Consider the following 23,365-nt stretch of genomic DNA (forward strand, 5'->3'; position numbering starts at 1 on the left):
GGGTGGTCACCGGCTTCGCCGGGTTCATCCTCAATCGCCGGACGGGCTATGGCCCACTTCCGGCAGCAGTTTTCCCTTTCTGCTCAGCAGGAACTCCTTGAACGCCGCCACCGGCGGTGTGTCCGGGTGGCCGTCCAGCCAGGCCACGCCGATCTCTCGTACCGCCCGCTGGCCCGTCACCGTCAGTTCGACCACTCCCGGGCGGGGTACGGCCGGGGGTGGCAGGAGGGCCACGCCCAGGCCCGCCGCGACCAGGCCGCGCAGGGTCTCCGCCTCCTCGCCCTCGAAGGCGACGCGGGGCTTGAAGCCCGCCTCCTGGCAGAGGTCGTCGGTGATGCGGCGCAGGCCGTAGCCGGGCTCCAGGGTCACGAAGGCCTCGTCGGCGGCCTCGGCGAGGCGGACCCGTTTGCGGGTGGCGAGGCGGTGGTCGTCGGGCACCACCAGGCGCAGGCGCTGCTCGTCGAGGCGGCGGGCGACCAGGTCGGGGGCGTCGGGCACGGGTGAGGTGAGGCAGAGGTCCAGCTCGCCCGCGCGCAGGCGTTCGATCATGGCCTCGCCGTAGTTCTGTACGAGGGTGAAGCGGACGCGCGGATGGTCGGCGCGGAAGGCGCGGATGAGGCCGGGGACGGTCTCCGAGCCCATGGTGTGCAGGAAGCCGAAAGCCACCTTGCCGGAGGCCGGGTCGGCGTCGGCGCGCACCGACTCGGCGGCGCGCTCCACCTCGCCGAGGGCCCGCTCGACCGAGGCGAGGAAGGTGCGGCCGGACGGGGTGAGCGAGACGGTGCGGCCGTGGCGCGCGAACAGGTCGACGCCGAGGTCGCGTTCGAGCCGCACGAGCGCGCGGGAGAGCGTCGACTGGGGGATCTGCATCTCCTGCGCGGCGCGCGTGACGTGCTCGGTGCGGGCGGCCCCCGCGAAGTACGCGAGGCGTGGCGCGAGCAGCGTCACGATGTCCTCCACGTCACTGTTGTGTGACAGGCGCTGCTGTGACCTCTGTTGATGCGGCATGGGAACGATTATGGCGATTCCATGCATTGGACGCATCAGAAAAGGGGTCGTACGTTCGTGGCATGCCTCCTGCCAGTAGCGGGGCGTCCGCCACCCACGCGGTCGCCCCCGCCCCGTCGTCCCCTGCCGCCGATTCCCGTCTGACACCGGGCGGTCCCGGCTACCGCCGGACGAGCTTCGCCCTCTTCCTCGCGGGCGTCGCCGCCTTCGCCCTCCTCTACTCCACGCAGGCCCTGCTGCCCCTGCTCTCCGCCGACTTCGGCGCGAGCGCGAGCACGGCGAGCTGGACGGTCTCGGCGGCCACGGGCGCACTGGCACTCTTCGTCCTGCCGCTGAGCGCGCTCAGCGAGCGCTACGGGCGGCGCGCGGTGATGACCGCGTCCCTGACCGTCGCGGTGGCGGTCGGACTTCTCGTCCCCTTCGCCCCCTCCGTCGAGGTGCTCATCGCGCTGCGCGCCGTGCAGGGCGCGGCCCTCGCGGGGCTCCCGGCGTCGGCGATGGCGTTCCTCGCCGAGGAGGTGCGGCCCAAGGCGCTGGTGGCCTCGATCGGCATGTTCGTGGCGGGCAACTCCATCGGCGGCATGAGCGGGCGCATCGTCACGGGCTGGGTCGCGCAGGCCTGGGGCTGGCGCGCGGCGCTCGCCGTCGTGGGCGTCGTCGCGGTGCTGTGCGCGGTCGCCTTCCGCGCGCTGCTGCCCGCGCCCCGGCACTTCACGCCGGGCTCGCTGAACCCCAAGTCCCTCGCGCGCACGGTGCGTACGCATCTGTCGAACCCGCTCCTGTGCAGGCTGTACGCGATCGGGGCGCTGTTCATGACCGTCTTCGGCGCGGTCTACACGGTGATCGGTTACCGGCTCACCGACGCGCCGTTCTCGCTCCCCCAGGGCGTCATCGGCTCGATCTTCCTCGTCTATCTCGTCGGTACGGTCTCGTCGGCGGCGGCCGGCAAGCTCGTGGCCCGGCTCGGGCGGCGCGGGGCGCTGTACCTGGCGGTGAGCACGACGGCGGGCGGCCTGCTGCTGTCCCTCTCCTCCTCGCTTGTCCTGGTCCTGCTGGGGCTCGTGCTGATCACCGCCGGGTTCTTCGCGGGGCACGCGGTGGCGTCCTCGTCGGTGAGCCGTACGGCCACGACCGGGCGGGCGCAGGCGTCGGCCCTGTACCAGTCCGCGTACTACCTGGGCTCCAGCTCGGGCGGCACGCTCGGCGCGGTCGCTTTCCACGCGGGCGGCTGGGCCGGGACGGTGGGGCTCGGTCTCCTCGCGGTGCTGGGCGTCGTGTCGGTGACGGTGTGGGGCTCGCACGCGGCGCGGGCGGAACGGCGACGCGGGCTCGTGGCGCGCGCCTGCTGATTGCGCGCTCCTGCTGTTCTTTCAGACTCCCGCCCCTCTTCACCTGCGGGTTTTCCCACTCCGGGGGCCGTTGTCAGTGGGCTGCGGTAGCTTCCGATGTGTTGGGCCTCACTGGCGGGCCCTTCTCGGTAGCCGCAGGGGTGGGTGGGGATGAGCGACATCGCAGGGACGACGACCGACCTGGACGTCACGTTGGAGAAGCACCGCGTCGAACTGACCGGATACTGCTATCGGATGCTGGGCTCGGCCTTCGAGGCCGAGGACGCCGTGCAGGACACGATGGTGCGTGCCTGGCGCAGCTTCGAGAAGTTCGAGGGCCGCTCCAGCGTCCGCTCGTGGCTGTACCGCATCGCGACGAACGTCTGCCTGGACATGCTGAACGCCGGCAACCGCCGCGCCCGCCCCATGGACCTGACCGCCGCCGCCCCGCTGGCCCAGGCCGCGCTCACCCCGCGCCCGGACAACACGTGGCTGGAGCCGATGCCGGACGCCCGGATGCTGCCGTTGCCCAGCGACCCCGCCGAGGCCGCCGTCGCCAAGGAGTCGGTGCGGCTTGCGTTCGTCGCCGCCCTGCAGAGCCTCCCGCCGAAGCAGCGGGCGGTGCTGATCCTGCGCGAGGTCCTCGCCTGGAAGGCCAGCGAGGTCGCCGAGCTGATCGACACCTCCGTCGCCTCGGTGAACAGCGCGCTCCAGCGGGCCCGCGCCACCCTCGCCGAGCGGTCGGCGGACGACACGGCCGTCTCCGACCCGCTGGACGAGGAGCAGCAGAAGCTCCTGGAGCGCTATGTCGCCGCCTTCGAGGGGTACGACATGGCGGCGCTGACCGCGCTGCTCGCCGAGGACGCCGTCATGACGATGCCGCCGTTCGACCTGTGGCTGCGCGGCACGGCGGACATCACGGGCTTCATGTCCACGATGGGCGCCGCCTGCGCCAACGGCCGCCTGCTCCCGGTGAATGTGAACGGCACACCGGGCTTCGCCCAGTACAAGCCGGACCCCGACAACGGCGGCTTCATGCCCTGGTCCATCCAGGTCGTCGAGATCTCAGAGGGCCGCATCGCCGGCTTCCACTGCTTCCTGGACACCCAGCGGTGGTTCCCGCTCTTCGGGGTGCCCCTCCATCTCGACGACTAGCCCGAGCAGTTCGACGAGGCCGACAAGACCGAGGAGGGCGAGCAGGCCGGGGCTGGGATTCCTGAGCCGGATCCGGCCCCCGGCCCTGCGGGCCGCCAGGTGCAGGCAGGCGATGGCGTCGACGGTGGTGAGGTCGGCGGTGGTGACGGCGGAGACATCACAGATCACGTCGGCCGTCTCGCCGTCGCCGGGCCCGTGCCGGGCGGCCGTGACCTGTTCGCACAGGGGCGGGATGTCGTCGGGGCGCAGGGGCCCTGCGATACGGATGAGGTTCTCTTCGGGATCGGCCACGCAGGGTTGACCGGCGCGGCGGGCGGAACTCATCGGTGATCGCGCCCGGGGTGGGACCTGCCCACGTCAGTCCGTGGGGAACGCGCTGGTGTCGAGGTCCAGTCCGAAGGGCTCGGGGAGCGTGATGGGCTCCCCCAACTTGCAGGCGCGCAGGACTCGGTAGACGTCGCCTCGGGGTTCGCCGTAGAGGGTGACCTTAGGGCCGCCTGGCGCCCAGCGGTCGATGGGGAGATAGAGGGGGACACCTGCTGCTGCGTAGCTCGCGGGCTTACTGATGCGGTCGTGGTGGGCGTTCGACGGCGATGTCACCTCGACGACGAGTTCGGCGGCGCCCGCTGAAATGTAGGTGCCGGGACCCCGGCTTCCACAACAGGAACCACGACAAGATCCGGGATGAACACGCCCAGCCTCGATGGCACGGCAACGGACAGCGTCTGGTAGATCCCCCAGTCCTCTGGGAGTACGGAATAGAGGCGGCGCTGCCGAACGGGACCGGCGGCGGTCCACCGATCCCGTTCGCCCGTACGAGTAAGCCCTGGCCAGAGGGGTGCCCGAAGGGGCGCGGGGCTGTGTCCATATGCGGCTCCGCCGCGCGGGCGCGACCAGCCCCCACGCGCCCGCAGACGGCAAAGAACCCGCAGAGCCGAGCTCTCAGCCGATCCGGTCCAGCACGATCGCCCCCGGCGAGAAGTCCGTCCCCGCCGATGCGATGTCGTACGAGCCCTCGACCGACTCCAGCGCGTACGCGAACCGCTCAGGCGTATCCGTGTGCAGAGTCATCAGCGGGGCGCCCGCCTCGACGGAGTCGCCGGGCTTGGCGTGGAGCTCCACGCCCGCGCCCGCCTGGACCACGTCCTCCTTGCGCGCACGCCCCGCGCCGAGGCGCCACGCGGCGACGCCGACGTCGTACGCGTCGAGGCGGGTCAGCACACCCGACGACGGCGCGGTGACCACATGCCGCTCCCGTGCCACCGGGAGCTTCGCGTCCGGGTCGCCGCCCTGGGCCGCGATCATGCGGCGCCACACGTCCATCGCCGAGCCGTCCGCGAGGGCCTTCGCGGGGTCGGCGTCCTTCAGGCCGGCCGCGTCCAGCATCTCGCGGGCCAGCGCGAGGGTCAGCTCGACGACGTCGGCCGGGCCGCCGCCCGCGAGGACCTCCACCGACTCGCGCACCTCAAGGGCGTTGCCCGCCGTGAGGCCGAGCGGCGTCGACATGTCGGTGAGCAGGGCCACCGTGCGGACACCGCTGTCCGTGCCCAGCTCGACCATCGTGGCGGCCAGTTCGCGGGCGTCGTCGAGGTTCTTCATGAAGGCGCCGGTGCCGACCTTCACATCGAGGACGAGCGAGCCCGTGCCCTCGGCGATCTTCTTGGACATGATGGAGGAGGCGATCAGGGGGATCGCCTCGACCGTGCCCGTCACGTCACGAAGGGCGTAGAGCTTCTTGTCGGCGGGGGCCAGGCCGTCGCCCGCCGCGCAGATCACCGAGCCGACGCCGTCCAGCACGTTCAGCATCTCCTCGTTGGAGAGCAGGGCGCGCCAGCCGGGGATGGCCTCCAGCTTGTCGAGAGTGCCGCCGGTGTGGCCGAGGCCGCGGCCCGACAGCTGCGGGACGGCCGCGCCGCACGCGGCGACCAGCGGCGCGAGCGGCAGCGTGATCTTGTCGCCGACGCCACCCGTGGAGTGCTTGTCGGCGGTGGGGCGGGACAGCGAGGAGAAGTCCATGCGCTCGCCGGACGCGATCATCGCGGCGGTCCAGCGGGCGATCTCCTTGCGGTTCATGCCATTGAGCAGGATCGCCATCGCGAGGGCCGACATCTGCTCGTCGGCGACCGCGCCGCGCGTGTACGCGTCGATGACCCAGTCGATCTGCTCGTCGCTCAGCTCGCCCCGGTCGCGCTTGGTGCGGATGACGGAAATGACGTCCATGGCATGTCCTTCCAGCAGTTAAGGCGTCGTACCGGCCCGACTCTACGCGCATAGAGCCCGCCCGCGAAGAAGGCCCCCGCCAACAGGCGGGGGCCGGAGTTCAGTTGAGGTGCTGCGGCCCGAACGCGTCCGGCAGCATGTCGCCCAGCGACCGCACACCCGACGACGTCTCCAGGAGCAGTTCGGCGCCCCCGAACTCGTACAGGAGCTGGCGGCAGCGCCCGCACGGCATCAGGATCTCGCCCTTGCCGTCCACGCACGTGAAGTGGGTGAGACGGCCACCGCCCGTGAGCTGGAGCTGCGAGACCAGGCCGCACTCGGCGCAGAGGCCAAGGCCGTAGGAGGCGTTCTCGACGTTGCAGCCGGAGACCGTCCTGCCGTCGTCGACCAGCGCCGCGGCGCCGACCGGGAAACCGGAGTAGGGGGCGTACGCACGCGACATGGCCTCGCGCGCGGCTTCCCGCAGGGCGTCCCAGTCGGCGTCGGCAGCGGTGGTCGTCACTTGCCTTGTCCCCTTCGGTACGGCATTCCGTCCGCCTTCGGCATCCGCAGCCGCTGGGCGGAGAGCGAGAGGACCAGCAGGGTCACCACGTACGGGGTGGCGGTGACGACCTGGTTCGGGACCTCGTCGGTCAAGCCGTACCACAGGAACATCAGCGCGGAGACGGCCGCGGTGATCACCGCGGGGACGTACCGCTTGCGCCAGGCGAGGTAGATCGCGCCGATGACCAGCAGGACCGCGATGAGCAGCAGGAGCGCGTGGACGTTCGTACCGCCGCCCCGGAGCTTGAGGCTGTCGGTGTAGCCGAAGAGGCCCGCGCCGAGCGCGAGTCCGCCGGGCATCCAGTTGCCGAAGATCATCGCGGCGAGGCCGATGTAGCCGCGGCCGCCGGTCTGGCCCTCCAGGTAGATGTTGGAGGCGACCAGCGAGAGGAAGGCGCCGCCGAGGCCGGCGAAGCCGCCGGAGATGACGACGGCCAGGTACTTGTACTTGTAGACGTTCACGCCGAGCGACTCGGCGGCGATGGGGTTCTCGCCGCAGGAGCGCAGCCGCAGGCCGAACGAGGTGCGCCACAGGACCCACCAGCTCAGCGGCACCATCGCGACGGCGACCACGGTGAGCGGCGAGAGGTTGGTGAAGAGGCCGCCGAGCAGGCCCGCGAGGTCGGAGACGAGGAACCAGTGTTTGCCGTTGAGGTCCATGAGCCAGTCGGACAGACCTGGCACGGAGAAGTCCCCGAGGGAGTCGACGGGCGGCGACTGCTTCGACGTACCGCCCTCCTCGCCCTCGAAGGCGAAGGTCGCGAGGTAGCGCGTGACGCCCAGGGCGAGGATGTTCAGGGCCACACCGGAGACGATGTGGTTGACGTTGAAGGTGACCGTCACGATCGCGTGCAGCAGGCCGCCGAGCGCGCCGCCGAGGATGCCGAAGAGGACACCCACCCACGGGCCCCACTGGAAGCCGGCCCAGGCACCGAACCAGGTGCCGAGGATCAGCATGCCTTCGAGGCCGATGTTGACGACGCCCGCGCGCTCGGCCCACAGGCCGCCGAGGCCCGCGAGGCCGATCGGCACGGCGAGCTTGAGCGCCGTCGACATCTGACCGGTGGACGTGATGCCGTCGGCGCCGGTGATGATGCGGACCACGGAGATCAGCACCAGGGCGCCCGCGATGGAGAGCAGGAGGACGGGGAGCGAGACGCGGCGGCGGCCCGCGGCGGGCTGCTTGGCCGGGGGCTTGGCCACGGATGCCGTACTCATCGGGCAGCCACCTCCTTCGCGGTGTCGTTGTTGCCGTTGTTGCCGTTGCTGCCGTTGTCGGCCTTCGCCCGTGCGGCGGCGGCCAGTTCCTCGCCGACGCGCCGCTGCTGACGGCTCAGGCCCCAGCGGCGTACGGTCTCGGACGAGACGACGACCGCGATCACGATGAGGCCCTGCATGATCACCGCGATCTCCTTGTCGTAGGAGACCGGGGTCGCGTAGTCCAGGGCGGGCGAGGCCTTGTCGAGGAAGGCCCAGAGCAGCGCGGCGAGCGCGATGCCGACCGGGTTGTTGCGGCCGAGCAGCGCGATGCCGATGGCGGTGAAGCCGAGGCCCGCGGGGAAGCTGAGGCTGTAGGTGTGGGTGTCGCCGAGCAGGATCGGCAGGCCCGCGAGGCCCGCGACCGCGCCGGAGAGCAGCATGGCGGTCAGCACCATGCGCTTGGCGTTGACGCCGGAGGCCGCGGCGGCCGACTCGGAGGCGCCGGTGGCGCGCAGGTCGAAGCCGAAGCGGGTGCGGTTGAGGACCAGCCAGTACAGGACGCCCGCGAGGATCGCGACGAAGACGAAGCCGTAGACCTCACCGCCCGCCAGCTTGATGCCGGGGAACCAGCCGGACTCCTTCATCACGCCGGTGGTCTGGTTGTTGCCGACCGGGACGCCGAAGTTCTCGGTGAGGGTGAGGTAGCCGATGACGCTCGTCGCGATGGCGTTGAGCATGATCGTGGCGACCACCTCGCTGACGCCGCGGGTCGTCTTGAGGATGCCCGCGATGCCGGCCCAGAAGGCGCCGGTGAGCATGGCGACCACGATGAGCAGCGGGATCTGCAGAGCGGCGGGGAGCGCGACGTGCGCGCCGACGACGGCGGTGACCATCGCGGCGAGGCGGTACTGACCGTCGACGCCGATGTTGAACAGGTTCATGCGGAAGCCGATGGCCACCGCGAGCGCCGCCAGGTAGTACATGCCGGCCTGGTTGATGGTCAGGACCTGCACGTCGGAGTAGGAGATCTGCTCCAGCATCAGGGTGTACGGCTCGATCGGGCTCTTGCCCGACGCGAGCAGCACGACCGAGGTCAGCGCCACGGCCACGAACAGCGCGATGACCGGTGCGGCCACCGCGAGGAGCACGCGCTCCTTGTCGAACTTCTTCATCGGGTCTCGTCCTCCTCGGACTCCTCGGAGCCGTCACCGGACTCGACGTGTTCCAGGTGACCGGAGGCGGCACCCGTCATCGCCGACCCCAGCTCCTCCGGCGTGATGGTGGCCGGGTCGGCGTCCGCCACGAGCCGTCCGCGGTAGATGACGCGGAGGGTGTCGGAGAGGCCGATCAGCTCGTCCAGGTCGGCGGAGATCAGCAGCACGGCGAGGCCCTCGCGGCGGGCCTCGCGGATCTGGTCCCAGATCTGTGCCTGCGCGCCGACGTCCACACCGCGGGTGGGGTGGGCGGCGATCAGGAAGCGCGGCTTGTGGCTCATCTCGCGGCCGACGATCAGCTTCTGCTGGTTGCCGCCGGAGAGCGAGGCGGCCGTCACGTCGATGCCGGGCGTACGGACGTCGTACTCCTCGACGATGCGGCGGGTGTCGGCCTGGGCACCCTTGGGGTCGAGCCAGAAGCCGCGAGCGTTCGGCTTCTCCGTGACGTGGCCGAGGATGCGGTTCTCCCACAGCGGGGACTCCAGGAGGAGGCCGTGGCGGTGGCGGTCCTCGGGGATGTACCCGATGCCGTCCTCGCGCCGCTTGCGGGTGGGTACGGCGGTGATGTCCTCGCCCGCCATGCGGATCGCGCCGGAGTCGGCGTGCTTGAGGCCGATGAGCGCGTCGATCAGCTCGGTCTGGCCGTTGCCCTCGACGCCCGCGATGCCGAGGACCTCTCCCTCGTGGATCGTGAAGGAGATGTCGTCGAGCAGGGCGCGGCCCGACTCGCCGTCGGCCAGCAGCTTGAGGCTCTCCACCTGGATCATCGGACGGTCGGTGACCGTGGACTCCGCCGTCTCGGGGGTGGGCAGTTCGCTGCCCACCATCAGCTCGGCGAGCTGGCGCGGCGTCGTCTCGGACGGGATCGCCGTGCCGACGGTCGTGCCGCGCCGGATGACGGTGATGTCGTCGGCGACGGAGAGCACCTCACCGAGCTTGTGCGAGATGAAGATGACCGAGAGGCCCTCGGACTTGAGCTCGCGGAGGTTGTCGAAGAGCGCGTCGACCTCCTGCGGCACGAGTACGGCCGTGGGCTCGTCGAGGATCAGCGTGGTGGCGCCGCGGTAGAGGACCTTGAGGATCTCCACGCGCTGGCGGTCCGCTACGCCGAGGTCCTCGACGTACGCGTCGGGGCGCACCCCGAGTCCGTAGCGGTCGGAGATCTCGGCGATCTTGCGGCGGGCCGCGCCGCCGATGCCGTGCAGCTTCTCGCTGCCGAGAACGATGTTCTCCAGGACGGTGAGCTGGTCGGCGAGCATGAAGTGCTGGTGCACCATGCCGATGCCGCGCACGATGGCGTCGGCGGGGCTGGTGAAGGCGACCTGCTCGCCGTCGACGTTGATGGTGCCCTCGTCCGGCTTCTGCATGCCGTAGAGGATCTTCATCAGGGTCGACTTGCCGGCGCCGTTCTCGCCGACGAGGGCGTGCACGGTGCCCTTGCGGACGGTGAGGTGGATGTCGTGGTTGGCCACGACTCCGGGGAAGCGCTTGGTGATGCCGACGAGTTCGACGGCGATGGGCGGAGGGTTGGTGGGCGCGTCGATGGCGCACTCTCCTCGGGGGCCAGAGGGCCTGAAGGGCCTGAAGGAAAGGGGCCGCCTACGCGCGCAGTGCCCCTGCTACTAGGTGGTGCTGGGTGGTGTTACTGGGGAAGTCCCTGGTGCGATGGGATCTCACGCCAGGGGAGGTCGAGAACGCGGCCCGCGCGAACGGGGCGCGGGAGAACCATCGTCCCCCACACCCCGTCACACGAGAATCACGCCGCCGTTACGGCAGACGGTGCCGCGGCCAGGCCGTTACGGCGTGGTCTTGACCTTGATCTTGCCGCTCTTGATGCCCGCCTCGGCCTTCTCGATCGCGGCCTGGACGTCCTTCATCTTCATGAACTCGGGGTTCGAGTCGGCGAGCGCGACACCGCCCGACTTGAGGTCGGCGCGGACGACGCCGCCCTTGGCGTTCCCGTCCTCGACGGCCTTCGCCAGGTTGTAGACCGAGGCCGCGACGTCCTTGGTCGCCGAGGTCAGGATGTACTTCTTGTACTTGGCGAGCGCGTCCTGCTTGTACTGGTCGGAGTCGACGCCGATCGCCCAGACCTTCTTGGCGGCGGCGGCCTCGATGACGCCCTGACCGGAGAGGCCCGCGGCGTGGTAGACCACGTCGGCGCCCTTCTCGATCTGGCCCTGGGCCGCGGTCTTGCCCTTGTCGGGGCTGGTGAAGCCGCCGTCCTCGGCCTTCTCCGTCAGGTACTGCTTGACGAGCTTGACCTTGGGGTTCGTGTCCTTGACGCCCTGCGCGAAGCCCGCCTCGAACTTGTGGATGAGGGGGACGTCCACGCCGCCGACGAAGCCGACGGTCTTGGACTTGGTGGTCCTGGCGGCGGCGACGCCCGCGAGGTAGGACGCCTCCTGCTCGCTGAAGACCAGGTCGGAGACGTTGTCGGCCTTGACGGTCTCGTCGTCGACGATGCCGAAGGAGACCTTCGGGAACTTCGCCGAGACCTCCTTGATCGCCGGTGCGTAGGCGTAGCCGACACCGATGACGGGGTTGTAGCCCTGCTTGGCGAGCTGCGTCAGGCGCTGCGCCTTGTCGGCGTCGGACTCGCCGTCGACCGGCTCGACGGCCTTCTCGCCGGTCTTGAACTCCTTGGCGGCCTTCTTCATGCCCTCGGTCGCGGCGTCGTTGAAGGACTGGTCGCCGGCGCCGCCGACGTCGTAAGCGATGGCGACGCCCTTGTTCTTGTCGTCCTTGGTCGCGGCGGCGTCGCTTGACGTGCCGCCACAGGCGGAGACGGCGAGGGCTGCGGTCGCGGCGCCCGCGACAGCTATTCGAGACACCCGGCGCATAGAGAAGAACTCCTTAGTACAAGCAAGCACAAGCACGTACGCGCCACACCCGGCGCTGATTTCGCCGCAGCGTAACGCGCGTAGACCTCACATAAGAACCCTTCTGTCCGGTCCGTTATCGAGCTGTGGCCACGAGGCGTCCGGGGGGCGAACGCGCGGTGGGCGCCCCCCGGATGGGAGGCGCCCAGTCGCCACACGACGTACTACGTACAACGCCCTACGGAACGGTCTTGACCTTCACCTTGCCGCTGATGATGTCCTTCTTCGCCTTGTCCACGGCGGCGACAACGTCCTTCATCGCCGTGTACCTCGGGTTCGAGTCGGAGAAGCCGACGCGGCCGGAGCCCAGGTCGTAGCGCTGCTCGCCCTTCATCGGCTTGCCCTCGACGACCGACTTCGTCAGGTCGTACACCGCGCCGCCGACGTCCTTGAGGGCCGAGCCGAGGATGTACTCCTTGTACTTGGCGAGGGCCTTCTGCCGGTACTGGTCGGAGTCGACGCCGATCGCCCACTTCTTCTGGGAGCCGGTCTCCTGGATGACGCCCTGCCCGGAGAGCCCCGCCGCGTGGTAGATCACGTCAGCGCCGGCCTCGATCTGACCGCTCGCCGCGTTCTGCCCCTTGTCCGGGCTGGAGAATCCGCCCTCCTCGGGCTTCTCCGTCAGATACCGCTTCTCAATTTCGATCTTGGGATCGACGGATTTCGCGCCCTGTACGAATCCGGCCTCGAATTTGTGGATGAGCGGAATGTCCACGCCGCCCACGAATCCGACGTGCTTGGCCTTGCTGGCCTTCGCGGCGGCGACGCCCGCCAGATAGGAGCCCTGCTCCTCGTGGAAGACGAGGCCCGCGACGTTGTCCGCCTTCACGGTGTTGTCGTCGATGATCCCGAACGTGGTCTTCGGGAACTTCTTGGCGGCCGCCTCCACCGCGGGCGCGTAGACGAAACCGACACCGATGACGGGGTCGTAGCCCTGCCTGGCGAGCTGTTCGAGCCGCTGGACCTTGTCGGCGCTGGACTCGCCGTCGCCCGGCTCCATGTCCACCCCGCCGATCTTGAACTCCTTGCGGGCCTTGGAGTAGCCCGCGTAGGCGGCGTCGTTGAACGACTGGTCGCCCTGCCCGCCGATGTCGTACGCCAGACCGATGCCCTTGCCCTTGTACGACGACGAGTTGCCGGAGCCCTTCTCCTTGCCGCCGTCCTCCTGCGAGGCCTCGCTGCTGGTCTTGCCGCACGCGGAAGCCGCGAGGGCGAGTGACGCCACCGCCACGGCCACTTGGGAAAGTCTTGATACACGACGCATAGGACGTACTCCTCACGTTCCCCAACGCACCGTTGACGGCGCTGATTTCGGCGCACATTAACGCGCGTAGAAAGGCGGGGGAACGGGTTTCCGCCCGGCCGTTACCTATTCGTGCCGAGCGCCGGTCATGTCCCGGGTCACGTGCGCGCGGCGTCCAACAGTGCGGCCCCGGTGAAGAGTTCGACGCCGACCGTGATGGCCGACTCGTCCGCGTCGAAGTCTCCCTGGTGGAGGTCGCGGACGGTGCGCTCGCCCGGCTTGCGGACGCCGAGCCGGGCCATGGCGCCGGGCACGTGCTCCAGGTACCAGGAGAAGTCCTCGCCGCCGAGGCTCTGTTCGGTGTCCTCGACCGAATGGAGGCCGCGCCGCTCCACCATGGCGTCGCGCAGCAGGTCGGCGACGCCGCCGTCGTTGACGACGGGCGGGACTCCGCGGACGTAGTCGACCTCGGAGACGGCGCGGTAGAGGCCGGCGATCTCCTGGATGGCGTCGTGCACCAGGTCGGGCGCCTCCCGCCAGGTCCTGAGGTCCAGGCAGCGCACGGTCCCGGACAGCTCGGCGTGCTGCGGGATGACGTTCGGGGCGTGTCCGGACTCGATGCGGCCCCAGGTCAGCGAGAGGCCCGAGCGGGCGTCGGCGCGGCGCGCGACGAGGGCGGGGACCTCGGTGGCGACCTTGGCGACGGCGGTGACGAGGTCCGTGGTGAGGTGCGGGCGGGCGGTGTGGCCGCCGGGCCCGTCGAGCGAGACCTCCAGGCGGTCGCAGGCGGAGGTGATGGGGCCGTGCCGCAGGCCGATACGGCCCGCGTCGACGCGGGGGTCGCAGTGCACGGCCATGATCTTCCCCACGCCGTCGAGGACGCCCTCCTTGATGGCGTCGGCGGCGCCGCCCGGCAGGACCTCCTCGGCGGGCTGGAAGATCAGCCGCACCGGAAAGGGCAGCCGCCCCTTGCTCGCCAGACCGGCGAGGACCAGACCGGCGCCGAGGACGACGGTGGTGTGCACGTCGTGCCCGCAGGCGTGGGCGCGGTCGGGCACCGTGGAGCGGTAGGGCACCCCGAGCTTGGTGTCGGGGATGGGCAGGGCGTCGATGTCGGCGCGCAGGGCGAGCATGGGGCGTGCCCCGTCCGGCTCGCCGATGTCGCAGACGAGGCCCGTGCCGGCGCTCAGCACACGGGGCGCGAGACCCGCCTCCTCGAGGCGGGCCTTGATGGCCGCGGTGGTACGGAACTCCTGCTTGCCTAGCTCCGGGTGCATGTGCAGGTCGCGGCGGAAGGCGACGAGTTCGGCGCGCAGCGCTTCGGGCAGCGCGCCGGGGAGTGTTTCCGCGGGCGCGGACTCCATTCCGGACATGCCGTCGGACACCTTTTCGGACGCACGGGACATCAGTTGGTTCACCCTTTGAAGGGTAGGGCGACGCAACGGCCAACTAACCCACGATCAACAAAAGTTCAGCCCGATAGGGGAAGAAATAGTGGCCTCGTGGCGCATGGCCGCCGATCGGGATGGGTAAACTTTCACGCCGCCATGGAGGATGCGTAAGTCGTCCGACGCCTGTAGGGGGCGCGGGCGACCGCTCCCGGAAGAGGCGGCCGGGCGATCAGCTCTCTACAGCAAAACATGACAAACGGGGTCCGCGCTGTACCGCGGGTCACACCCGGCCCATCCCCCTGCTCCAGATGGGAACACGCATTCGAATCAGGTCACCCCGCCACCTCCCGTGCCGTCCGTGCGAACGCCGCCACCGCCCCTGTGTCGTGCCCCAGGCGCCACACCAGGCCGTAGCCCGTCGGCGCCGCGTCCGCGAAGGGGACGTACGTGACGCCGGGGCGGGCGTAGTACGTCGCCGTGTGGGCGGGGACGAGCAGCGCGCCCCGGCCCGCCGCGACCAGCATCAGTCCCTCCTGCAGGTTGATCACGCCGGGGCCCCGCTCGATCGGGCGGCCGCTCGGTGTGCGGGCGGGGACGTGGTGTTCCAGCCAGTAGTCGGGGACCTCGCCCGCGAGGGTGAGGAGGGGGACGGTGGCCAGATCCTCCAGCGTCACCGTGTCCCGCGCGGCCAGCGGGTGGGCGGCGGGCAGGGCCAGTACGCGCTCCTCGGCGAGCAGCGGCGGTCCGCCGCCCAGGTCGTCCTCCCGTACGGGAAGCTCGGTGAGCTGCACGTCGAACTCGCCCCTGCGCAGCTGCCCGTAAGGGTCGCCGAGCGGCACCTCGCAGACCTCCACGGCGAGGCCGGGGTGGCTGACACGCAGGGCCTCCGTCGCCTTCATCACGATCTCGCCGGTGAGCGGGTTGGAGAAGCCGACGTGCAGCACGGCGTCGATGCCGCGCGCGGTGGCGGCCGCCCTCTCCAGGGCCTCCTCGATGGCGCGGTGATGCGGCGCGAGGTCGGCGTGCAGCTGCCGGCCGAGCGAGGTGAGGGCGACGCGGCGGCTGGTGCGGACGAACAGCGGTGCGCCCACGCGCCGTTCGAGCCGCTGCACGAGCTGGCTCACCCGGGCCTTGGAGAGCCGCATCCGCTCGGCGGTGCGGCCGAAGTGCAGCTCTTCGGCGAGGAGGAGGAAGCACTCCAGTTCATCGCGCTCGATCGGCATCGGTGCCCCCGTGATCGTCGGATCGTTCAGCCTGATTGAACGAACGTTGCGATCTTCGCCGTTGTTCCTCTCCCCCGCCTGACCGAGGGTGATTGAGCAGACAACAACAACGGCAGCACCGGCAGCAACGGCTGCCCGTAGCAGGAGAGTTGAGTCGCCATGAGTGACAGTGCCCGGAGATCCGCCGGAGAACGGCCCACCACCAGCTGGACCCCGCGCCAATGGGGCGTCCTCCTCGTCCTGTGCGGGGCGATCTTCCTCGAAGGCATCGACGTCGCCATGCTCAACGTCGCCCTGCCCTCCATCCGCGCCGACCTCGGCCTGTCCACGGGCTCCCTCCAGTGGGTGATGAGCGCGTACGTCCTCGGGTACGGCGGGTTCATGCTGCTCGGCGGGCGCGCCGCCGACCTCTTCGGGCGCCGTCAGATGTTCGTGTTCTGGCTCTCCGTCTTCCTCGTCTTCTCCGGGCTCGGCGGGTTCGCCACCGAGGGGTGGATGCTGATCGTGGCCCGGTTCGCCACCGGGATCGCCGCCGCCTTCATGACGCCCGCGGGGCTCTCGATCATCACCACCGGGTTCGAGGAGGGGCCGCAGCGCAACAAGGCCCTGCTCTTCTACTCCGGTACCGCGGCCGGCGGTTTCTCCGTCGGGCTCGTCGTCGGCGGGCTGCTGACCTCGGTGGGCTGGCGCTGGGTGTTCTTCGCGCCGGTCGTGCTCTCCGCCCTGATCCTGTCCGCCGCCCTCGCCTTCGTACCGAAGTCGGCACGTCCGCAGCGGGTGGCCGGGCAGGGGTTCGACCTGGCGGGCGGCCTGACCGTCACCTCCGCCATCGTGCTGCTCGTCCTCGGCGTGGAGCGCGCCACGCACGCCTCGCCCGGCTGGACCGCGGCCACCATCGGCGCCGGTCTCGCCCTCCTCGCCGCGTTCGTCGCCATCGAACGCCGCTCGGCGGCCCCGCTGGTGCGCCTCGGCATCCTGCGCAACGGCAACCTGGTCCGCGCCAACCTCTCCGGGCTGCTCTTCGCCGCGGGCTTCTTCGGCTTCCAGTTCCTCGTCGTGCTCTATCTCCAGGAGCTGCGGGACTGGTCGACGCTCCAGACCAGCTTCGCCATGCTCATCATGGGCGTCGACGCGATCCTCTCCCCTCTCCTCACCCCCAAGCTCGTCGACCGCTTCGGCAACGCCCGGGTGATCTTCGGTGGGCTGCTCCTGGCCGCGCTCGCGTACGCCCTGTTCCTGCCGGTCGGCGCGGACTGGACGTACGCGATGATGCTCCCGAGCATGATCGTCATCGGCGTCGCGTTCTCGCTGGCCTACGGGCCGCTGACCATCGTCGCCACGGACGGGATCACCGAGGAGGAGCAGGGCCTGGCCGGCGCGCTGCTCTACACGTCCTTCCAGTTCGGCGCCGCGCTCGGCCTCTCGGCGGTCACGGCCGTCAACGTCGCTGCCACGGCGTCCGGTTCGCCGGCGGACCTGCTCGACGGCTACCGGGCGGCCCTGTGGGTGCCGCTCGGCGCCGCCCTGCTGGCCGCGCTGATCAGCGCCTTCGGGCTGCGTGCGAGGAAGAGCGTGCCGGTGGCCTCGGGCGCGCCCGCCGTGGACGGCGCCGGCGCCGATCTTCCGGTGGCGGGCTGATGGCCCGGACCGGGGTCCGAAGATTGCTGTACGCCGGACGGATTCGGGCGTGAGAATGAGCGTCCACCGCCACCACGCCACGGGGAGCACCGACCGGCCATGACCGAGGACCGCAGCGCGATCACAGCGACCTGGCAGCCCACTGCCCCCGGAGTCCTTCGACTGCCCTCCGGGCGGCTCGTCCGCGGGCGTGGGCTGCGGCGGCCGCTGCCGGACGGACCGGCGCCCGGCTTCGGCGTCTATCTGCTCGGCAAGGAGCCGGAGCGACTCCCCTGGGAGCAGGCCTGGCTGCGCTGGCCCGACTTCCGGCTGCCGAGTGACCGCGCGCGGGCGCGTGAGCTGCTGCGCCAGGTGTGGGACCGGTCGGCCGGGGAGCGCGTCGAGGTGGCCTGCGGGGGCGGGCGCGGGCGGACCGGTACCGCCCTCGCCTGTATCGCCGTACTCGACGGGGTGCCTGCCCGGGAGGCGGTCGCCTTCGTACGTACGCACTACGACCGGCGTGCGGTGGAGACGCCCTGGCAGCGGCGGTACGTGGAGCGCTTCGCGGGGCAGGCTTGAGGAACCGGGCCGCAAGGCCCGCAGGAACACCAGGAACAGCCGAGAGGAAGCCGTGACCGACGAGCGGATACCGCCCCTCCGAGCCCCCTACCCGCCGGAGGCCGCCGCCGTCCTGCGCCGCATGATGCCGCCGGGGCAGGAACCCATCGCCCTGTTCCGCATGTTCGCGCACAACGTGCCGATGGCCGCCGCGATGCACGGCTGGGGCTCCTACGAACTGGGGCGGAACTTCAGCGCCGGGCTGCGCGACCGGGAGATCGTCATCGACCGCGTCTGCGCCCTGTGCCGCTCCGAGTACGAATGGGCCGTCCACGTCGCCCGCTTCGCCGCGAAGGCCGGACTGAGCGACGAGCAGGTCGCGTCCCTGACCCACGGGTCCAGCACGGACCCGTGCTGGACCACCGCACGCGACCGGCTGCTCGTCGAGTTGAGCGACGCGGTGCACGCGGGCGGCGACATCGACGACGCCCTGTGGGGGCGGCTCGCCGCCGAGTTCACCCGGGAGCAGCTGCTCGACCTGCTGATGCTGGCCGGCTGGTACCACGCGATCAGCTTCGTGGCCCGCGCCACCCGGCTCACCCCGGAGCCGGGGACCCCACGCTTCGAGGACTACCTGCCGAAGAGATGACCGACGTCAGCCGGTGCACGTCCCGCGCCGTCCCCGTCACCCCGGACAGGAAGCCCTGCGCGCGCGGCGACGCGTTCTCCGTGAGCCAGGACGGGTCGATGTCGCAGACCGCCACCTTCACCTCCGTGCCCGCGAGGGCGAGCGGCAGCGTGTGGACGACCGTGGAGGGGAAGCTGAGGATCGTACGGCCGATGGGGCCGCGGCGGGCGATCAGCTCCAGGGGCAGGTCGGGGCGGACCACCTGGAGGCCCGTCTCCACCGCGAGCCGGTGGAGCTTCTCGGAGCTCTCGCGGCGGTGGGCGAAGTAGCGGGTCGCCCCGTGGGTGAGGGAGAGCGCCCGGACCGCCTCGACATAGCGGTCGGGGTCCACCACGCCCGTCTCGACGAGGGAGGTGCCGACCAGGTCGGCGCCGCGCGTGATGCGGGGCGGGCCGAAGCGCTCCCTGGTCCAGGCGAAGGCGTTGACCGTGACGTCGACGCCGGGCGGCACCTGGTCGATCGGCATGGCGGAGAAGACCTCCACCGTGCGTGACGCGCCGGGGGTGAGGCGGCGCCGTGCCGAGGCCGAGACCGGCGCGAAGACCAGGTCTCGTGGGCCGGGGCGGCCGCCCTTGCGGTGCCAGCGCACCAGGCGTTCGCCGCGGGCGAGCTGGGAGATGAACTCCATCGTCGCCGTGCCGTCGTCCACCACGACGAGGGAGCGGGCACGGGTGATCGTCAGGAGCAGTTGCACGTAGCGGGAGAACGGGTCGCCTATGACGATCCGGTCGGCCCTGCGCAGCGCGCCCGCGAGGCCTCCTATCGTCTGGAAGGGGGCGCTCGCGCCGCCGCGTGCCTCCTCCCAGCGCACCTCGACGCCCTCGTCGCGGGCGAGCTGCGCCATGCGGCGCAACTGTCCGCGGGTCATGGGGTCGTTGGGCGACAGGACGACGACGGTGAGGCCCCCGGTCGGGCCGGTCGCGGCCGCGGCGTGCGCCCACTCCAGGACGTTGAGCAGCTGGACCGGGCTCTCCACGAAGGCGAGCGTGGTGCGCTCGGGCGCGGCTGCCGCTGCGGTGTCGGCGGCTCGGCCGACTCGGGGGCTCATCGTCGTCTGTCCGTCTCCCGTTAAGGCGGGCCGGGGGCTCAGACCGCGACCTGCTCGGTGGCCGCCGAGGAGTCGGCCTCCGCGACGACGCCCGCGACGCGGCGCAGCTTCTTCATCGGGCCCAGCTCCGACTCGTACACCTTCTTGACGCCGTCGCCGAGCGAGGCCTCGATGGTGCGGATGTCGCGGACCAGGCGGGTGAGGCCCTGCGGCTCGACGGAGGCGGCCTGGTCGGAGCCCCACATGGCGCGGTCCAGGGTGATGTGGCGCTCGACGAAGGTGGCGCCGAGGGCGACGGCCGCGAGGGTGGTCTGGAGGCCGGTCTCGTGGCCGGAGTAGCCGATCGGGACGTTCGGGTACTCCTGCTGGAGGGTGTTGATGACGCGCAGGTTCAGCTCCTCGGCCTTGGCCGGGTACGTCGACGTGGCGTGGCAGAGCAGGATGTTGTCGGAGCCGAGGACCTCGACGGCGTGGCGGATCTGCTTCGGCGTCGACATGCCGGTGGAGAGGATGACCGTGCGGCCGGTGGCGCGCAGGGCGCGCAGCAGCTCGTCGTCCGTGAGGGACGCGGAGGCGACCTTGTGGGCGGGCAGGTCGAACTTCTCCAGGAAGGCGACGGCCTCGGTGTCCCACGGGGACGCGAACCAGTCGATGCCGCGCTTGGCGCAGTGCTCGCTGATCGCCCGGTACTCGGACTCGCCGAACTCCACGCGGTGGCGGTAGTCGATGTACGTCATGCGGCCCCAGGGGGTGTCGCGCTCGATGTCCCACTGGTCGCGCGGGGTGCAGATCTCCGGGGTGCGCTTCTGGAACTTGACCGCGTCGCAGCCGGCGTCGGCGGCCACGTCGATGAGCGCGAGGGCGTTCTCCAGGTCACCGTTGTGGTTGATGCCGATCTCGCCGGTGATGTACACGGGCCGGCCGGGACCGGCCGTCTTCGAACCGAACCGGCGCAGGCGGGAGTTGGCGTCGAGGGGGGTGACGGAGGTGAGGGTGCTCATGGCGGGAACTTTCCTTAACTGTGGAGGGAGTCGAGAGAGGGGCCGAGGATCCAGGTGGCGATCTCTCGGATCGCGCCTTCACCGCCGGGGACGGTGGTGACCGCGCGGGCCGCGTCGCGTACGACGTCGTGGGCGCTGGAGACCGCCACGGGCCAGCCCACGAGGGCGAAGCACGGGAGGTCGTTGACGTCGTTGCCGACGTAGAGCACGCGCTCGGGAGCGATGCCCTGCTCCTCGCACCACTGCTTCAGTGCGAGGTCTTTCCGGTCGATGCCGTGCAGGACCGGAAGCTTCAGCTTCGTGGCGCGCGCGGCGACGACCGGGTTCTGTTCCGTGGACAGGATCAGCATGTGCAGGCCGCTCTTGCGGAGGGCCGCGATGCCGAGGCCGTCCCCGCGGTGCACGGAGACGAACTCCCGTCCGTCGGAGTCGATCAGCACCCTGTCGTCGGTCTGGGTGCCGTCGAAGTCGAGGACCACCGCGTCGATGTCGGCGGCGGTGGGCCGGGCTTTCGCGTGGCCCGTGTCGAAGAGGGGGGCCAGCGCGCGGGCCCGCGCGAGGTCGTGCGGGTCGTCGACCTCGAGGACGCGGGCCGGGTCGGTGCGGACCGGCTCGGTGTGGCCGAAGAAGCGGTGCTTGTGGGTACGGAAACCGGCCGCGTCCATCGCGTAGGCGGCGCCGGTCTCCAGGAGGTCCTGGGGGCGGTCCTGGCGGCGCGGGCGGAACGACTTGTCGTGGTTGACGCCGTAGCCGCCGCGGGTGCGGGTGGAGTTGGCGAGCGTCGCCGTGCCGCCCACGGAGTCCGTGCGCTGCGCGGGAACATCGGCCGTGCCGTCCGTGCCGTCCGCGTCGTCCGCCGCGTCCCGCCAGATGAAGCCGTGGAAGGGGGCGACCGTGACGGCCGTGTCCGCGCCGTTCTCCACGACGGCGGCCGCCACTCCGTCGATGTCCTCGCGGGTGAGGAAGGGGCTGGTGCACTGCACGAGCAGCACGACGTCGACGCGGGCGCCGTGCAGGGCCTCGTGGGCGTCCATCGCGTGCAGGACGGCGGCCTCGCTGGTCGCGGTGTCCCCGGCGATCGCGGCGGGGCGAAGCACCACCTCGGCGCCTGCGGCGCGGGCTGCCTCGGCGATCACCTGGTCGTCCGTGGAGACCACGACGTCCGTGACGAGCCGGGCGCCCAGGCACTCCCGGATGGCACGCGCCACCAGCGGCACGCCGCCGACCGGCGCGAGGTTCTTGGCGGGCACACCCTTGGAGCCGCCGCGGGCGGGAATAACGGCGAGGACTCGACGGACCGGCGTACTCGCTGGGCCGGGGTGGGACATGGGGGCTCCTGGGAGTGGGAGAAGGTCGGGGGAGGTCGCGGCGGGCCCGTCCGCCGTGGGGCGGCCGCGGGAGGTCACAGCGGGCTCCGCCGCCCGGTGACGGTCGTGGGAGGCCACAGGGCGCCCCTCGGCCGCAGGACGGTCGTAGGAGGTCCCAGCGGGCTCCTCCGCCGCGGGAAGGCCACGGGAAGCCACAGCGCGCCCGTCCGCCACGGGACAGCCGCGGGGAGTCGCAGCGCGCCCCTCGGCCGCGGAACGGTCGTAGGAGGCCACAGCGGGCTCCTCCGACCGGTGACGGTCGTGGCGGGTCGCAGCGGGCTCCTCGGCCGCGGGGCGGTCGTCGCGGGTCACAGTTCGCCCATCCGTCGGATGACGGGGGCCACGCGCTGTACCCCGTGGCGGTAGGCCCCGCGGGCCGCGCGGCGCACGATCTGTCGTACGGGGCCGGGGTCCCTGTCGGCCGTGGGGGCGCCCGGCAGCGGGGAGCCGTCGGGGCCGAGGTGGTGGCGGGCGAGGATGCCGGGCAGATAGCCGCGGGCGGTGGTGAGGCCGTAGTACGGCTTCAGGGGAGGGATGCGGCCGGCCGCCGCGTCGGCGAGGAGGTCGGTGACCTTCCGCCTCGCCTCGTCGAAGGCCCGCTCGTACGCCCCGTCGGCGGCGACGCCCTGCCGGGCCAGCCACCGCTCGTCGGGCACGGGCAGGTGGCCCGCGTCCAACTGGTCCCAGGAGGCGAGGCATCCGGAACCGGTGAAGTGGTGGTTGCCGAGCGCCTCGCGCACCCCGAGGTCGGTGAGGACGGCGGTGGGGATGCGCCGGTGCAGGGATTCGAGGGCGGCCGTGGAGCTGACGGTGACCAGCAGGTCGGTGCGGTCCAGGACCTCGCCCATGTGCCCGTAGACGAGGCGGCAGTTGGCGGGCAGTCCGCCGTCGATCCGCTGCGCCAGCTTCTGGTAGGGCAGCTCCTCGATGTGCGTGGTGTGCTCGCCGGGCTTGCTGCGCAGCTTGAGCAGGACCTCGCGGTCGGGGTGCAGCCGGGCGTGCTCGGCGAGGCGGCGCAGCAGGTAGGTGCGGTGCGCGGCGCTGTCCGGGACGGAGGGCTGGGCGGCGAAGACGACGGTGTACGGGTCGTTCTCGGTGCGGTAGGGCGCGCCGCCGAGGAACGGCAGGGCGGCCTCCGTGACCGACGAGGCGTCGGCGCCCACCCCTTCGTACACCGCGCGGAAGCGCTCGGCGTCCTGGCGGGAGTTGGCGAGGACGACGTCCGCCCCGTGCCGCAGGAGAAGGCCGTCGGCGAGCTTCTCGTAGACGACGCCGACATAGCCGGTGACGACGACGGGACGTTTCTTGGCGGCGCCCGTGAGGCGGGCGTCCTCGGTGACGCGGGCGAGTCCGTGCAGCACGGCCTGGACCGCCCCGCCCACCAGGGCGAGCACGATCACGTCGGGCGCGTCCCGCTCCATCCCGCGCAGGAACTCGACGACGGTGACCTCGCGCAGGGAGTCCGCGCGCACACCCACCTCTTCGAGCTGCCGGGGCGTGGGGGTGGCCCGGCCGCGGAGCAGGTACCCGCTGAGTCGGTGACCGTCGGACTCGGGCCGACTGTCCGATACGATGCGGTTCGCGGTAAGAGCGCCCCATTTCCATCGCGTATCGGAATCGGCGAGCACGGCCACCCGCAGCGGGTTTCGGTTACTTGCTGGCACGTCCCAGACGCTAGG

Annotated in this window: 20 protein-coding genes and 1 pseudogene; 5 read left to right on the forward strand and 16 right to left on the reverse strand. The window is 71.2% G+C overall.

Translation table 11 applies throughout. From position 1 onward, the window contains the following. Positions 1–30 precede the first annotated feature (30 nt). Positions 31–1,008: a LysR family transcriptional regulator gene (locus ACWDZ7_RS00285; protein ID WP_451793632.1), complete on the reverse strand. Its 978-nt coding sequence runs from the start codon at positions 1,006–1,008 to the stop codon at positions 31–33. Between the two features lie 62 nt (positions 1,009–1,070). Here ACWDZ7_RS00285 and ACWDZ7_RS00290 point away from each other — a divergent pair, with 62 nt between their 5' ends. Continuing rightward, a complete protein-coding gene (locus ACWDZ7_RS00290) occupies positions 1,071–2,357 on the forward strand; it encodes an MFS transporter (RefSeq protein WP_451793633.1) in 1,287 nt (428 codons plus the stop codon). 150 nt (positions 2,358–2,507) lie between these two features. Further along, entirely contained in the window at positions 2,508–3,491 is a 984-nt protein-coding gene (locus ACWDZ7_RS00295; protein ID WP_451793634.1) for a sigma-70 family RNA polymerase sigma factor, read from the forward strand. Here the strand turns inward: ACWDZ7_RS00295 and ACWDZ7_RS00300 are convergent. The 11 genes and pseudogenes from ACWDZ7_RS00300 to ACWDZ7_RS00350 all read right to left on the reverse strand — a co-directional run bounded on the left by ACWDZ7_RS00300 (position 3,402) and on the right by ACWDZ7_RS00350 (position 15,407). Next, positions 3,402–3,782: an STAS domain-containing protein gene (locus ACWDZ7_RS00300; protein WP_451793635.1), complete on the reverse strand. Its 381-nt coding sequence runs from the start codon at positions 3,780–3,782 to the stop codon at positions 3,402–3,404. The genes ACWDZ7_RS00295 and ACWDZ7_RS00300 overlap by 90 nt on opposite strands. A 66-nt stretch (positions 3,783–3,848) precedes the next feature. Continuing rightward, positions 3,849–4,423 (reverse strand): annotated as a pseudogene (locus ACWDZ7_RS00305) (Uma2 family endonuclease). 10 nt (positions 4,424–4,433) lie between these two features. Then, positions 4,434–5,711, reverse strand: coding sequence for a thymidine phosphorylase (locus ACWDZ7_RS00310; RefSeq protein ID WP_451793636.1), 1,278 nt, complete (start codon positions 5,709–5,711; stop codon positions 4,434–4,436). Positions 5,712–5,811: 100 nt separating this feature from the next. Further along, positions 5,812–6,213: a cytidine deaminase gene (locus ACWDZ7_RS00315; protein WP_451793637.1), complete on the reverse strand. Its 402-nt coding sequence runs from the start codon at positions 6,211–6,213 to the stop codon at positions 5,812–5,814. Further along, positions 6,210–7,472: an ABC transporter permease gene (locus tag ACWDZ7_RS00320; protein WP_451793639.1), complete on the reverse strand. Its 1,263-nt coding sequence runs from the start codon at positions 7,470–7,472 to the stop codon at positions 6,210–6,212. Before ACWDZ7_RS00320 ends, ACWDZ7_RS00315 begins: the two co-directional genes overlap by 4 nt. Then, positions 7,469–8,626: an ABC transporter permease gene (locus ACWDZ7_RS00325; RefSeq protein ID WP_451514938.1), complete on the reverse strand. Its 1,158-nt coding sequence runs from the start codon at positions 8,624–8,626 to the stop codon at positions 7,469–7,471. The genes ACWDZ7_RS00320 and ACWDZ7_RS00325 overlap by 4 nt, the downstream gene beginning before the upstream one ends. Then, the gene (locus tag ACWDZ7_RS00330) at positions 8,623–10,212 is read right to left on the reverse strand and encodes an ABC transporter ATP-binding protein (protein ID WP_451794138.1); all 1,590 of its coding nucleotides are present in this window, start codon (positions 10,210–10,212) and stop codon (positions 8,623–8,625) included. Before ACWDZ7_RS00330 ends, ACWDZ7_RS00325 begins: the two co-directional genes overlap by 4 nt. Before the next feature lie 252 nt (positions 10,213–10,464). Beyond that, complete coding sequence (locus ACWDZ7_RS00335) at positions 10,465–11,511, reverse strand: BMP family lipoprotein (RefSeq protein ID WP_451793641.1); 1,047 nt, start codon at positions 11,509–11,511, stop codon at positions 10,465–10,467. Between the two features lie 217 nt (positions 11,512–11,728). After that, positions 11,729–12,814 carry a BMP family lipoprotein gene (locus tag ACWDZ7_RS00340; RefSeq protein ID WP_451793642.1) on the reverse strand — a complete coding sequence of 362 codons (1,086 nt, stop codon included), beginning with the start codon at positions 12,812–12,814 and terminating at the stop codon, positions 11,729–11,731. A gap of 137 nt (positions 12,815–12,951) precedes the next feature. Further along, positions 12,952–14,199 (reverse strand): amidohydrolase, encoded by a 1,248-nt coding sequence (locus tag ACWDZ7_RS00345; RefSeq protein WP_451793643.1) that lies wholly within the window; start codon positions 14,197–14,199, stop codon positions 12,952–12,954. A gap of 317 nt (positions 14,200–14,516) precedes the next feature. Then, complete coding sequence (locus ACWDZ7_RS00350; RefSeq protein WP_451793644.1) at positions 14,517–15,407, reverse strand: LysR family transcriptional regulator; 891 nt, start codon at positions 15,405–15,407, stop codon at positions 14,517–14,519. 159 nt (positions 15,408–15,566) lie between these two features. On the opposite strand from ACWDZ7_RS00350, the gene ACWDZ7_RS00355 reads away from it, so the two are divergent. From ACWDZ7_RS00355 to ACWDZ7_RS00365, 3 genes are all read left to right on the forward strand, one after another. Beyond that, positions 15,567–17,045 (forward strand): MFS transporter, encoded by a 1,479-nt coding sequence (locus ACWDZ7_RS00355; protein ID WP_451793646.1) that lies wholly within the window; start codon positions 15,567–15,569, stop codon positions 17,043–17,045. A gap of 99 nt (positions 17,046–17,144) precedes the next feature. Then, positions 17,145–17,603, forward strand: coding sequence for a protein-tyrosine phosphatase family protein (locus ACWDZ7_RS00360; RefSeq protein ID WP_451793648.1), 459 nt, complete (start codon positions 17,145–17,147; stop codon positions 17,601–17,603). A 52-nt stretch (positions 17,604–17,655) separates the two neighbouring features. Next, entirely contained in the window at positions 17,656–18,231 is a 576-nt protein-coding gene (locus ACWDZ7_RS00365) for a carboxymuconolactone decarboxylase family protein (protein ID WP_451793650.1), read from the forward strand. On the opposite strand, the gene ACWDZ7_RS00370 is transcribed toward ACWDZ7_RS00365, so the two are convergent. The 4 genes from ACWDZ7_RS00370 to ACWDZ7_RS00385 all read right to left on the reverse strand — a co-directional run bounded on the left by ACWDZ7_RS00370 (position 18,179) and on the right by ACWDZ7_RS00385 (position 23,350). Then, positions 18,179–19,318: a hypothetical protein gene (locus tag ACWDZ7_RS00370; protein ID WP_451793652.1), complete on the reverse strand. Its 1,140-nt coding sequence runs from the start codon at positions 19,316–19,318 to the stop codon at positions 18,179–18,181. The genes ACWDZ7_RS00365 and ACWDZ7_RS00370 overlap by 53 nt on opposite strands. 38 nt (positions 19,319–19,356) lie before the next feature. Further along, on the reverse strand, positions 19,357–20,319 hold the full coding sequence (locus ACWDZ7_RS00375) for an N-acetylneuraminate synthase family protein (RefSeq protein ID WP_451793654.1): 963 nt from the start codon (positions 20,317–20,319) through the stop codon (positions 19,357–19,359). 14 nt (positions 20,320–20,333) lie between these two features. Then, positions 20,334–21,647, reverse strand: a complete 1,314-nt coding sequence (locus ACWDZ7_RS00380) for a cytidylyltransferase domain-containing protein (RefSeq protein ID WP_451793655.1) — start codon at positions 21,645–21,647, stop codon at positions 20,334–20,336. Between the two features lie 347 nt (positions 21,648–21,994). Next, positions 21,995–23,350 (reverse strand): DUF6716 putative glycosyltransferase, encoded by a 1,356-nt coding sequence (locus ACWDZ7_RS00385; protein WP_451793657.1) that lies wholly within the window; start codon positions 23,348–23,350, stop codon positions 21,995–21,997. Between the last annotated feature and the right edge of the window lie 15 nt (positions 23,351–23,365).

Source organism: Streptomyces sp. NPDC003032, assembly GCF_053591415.1.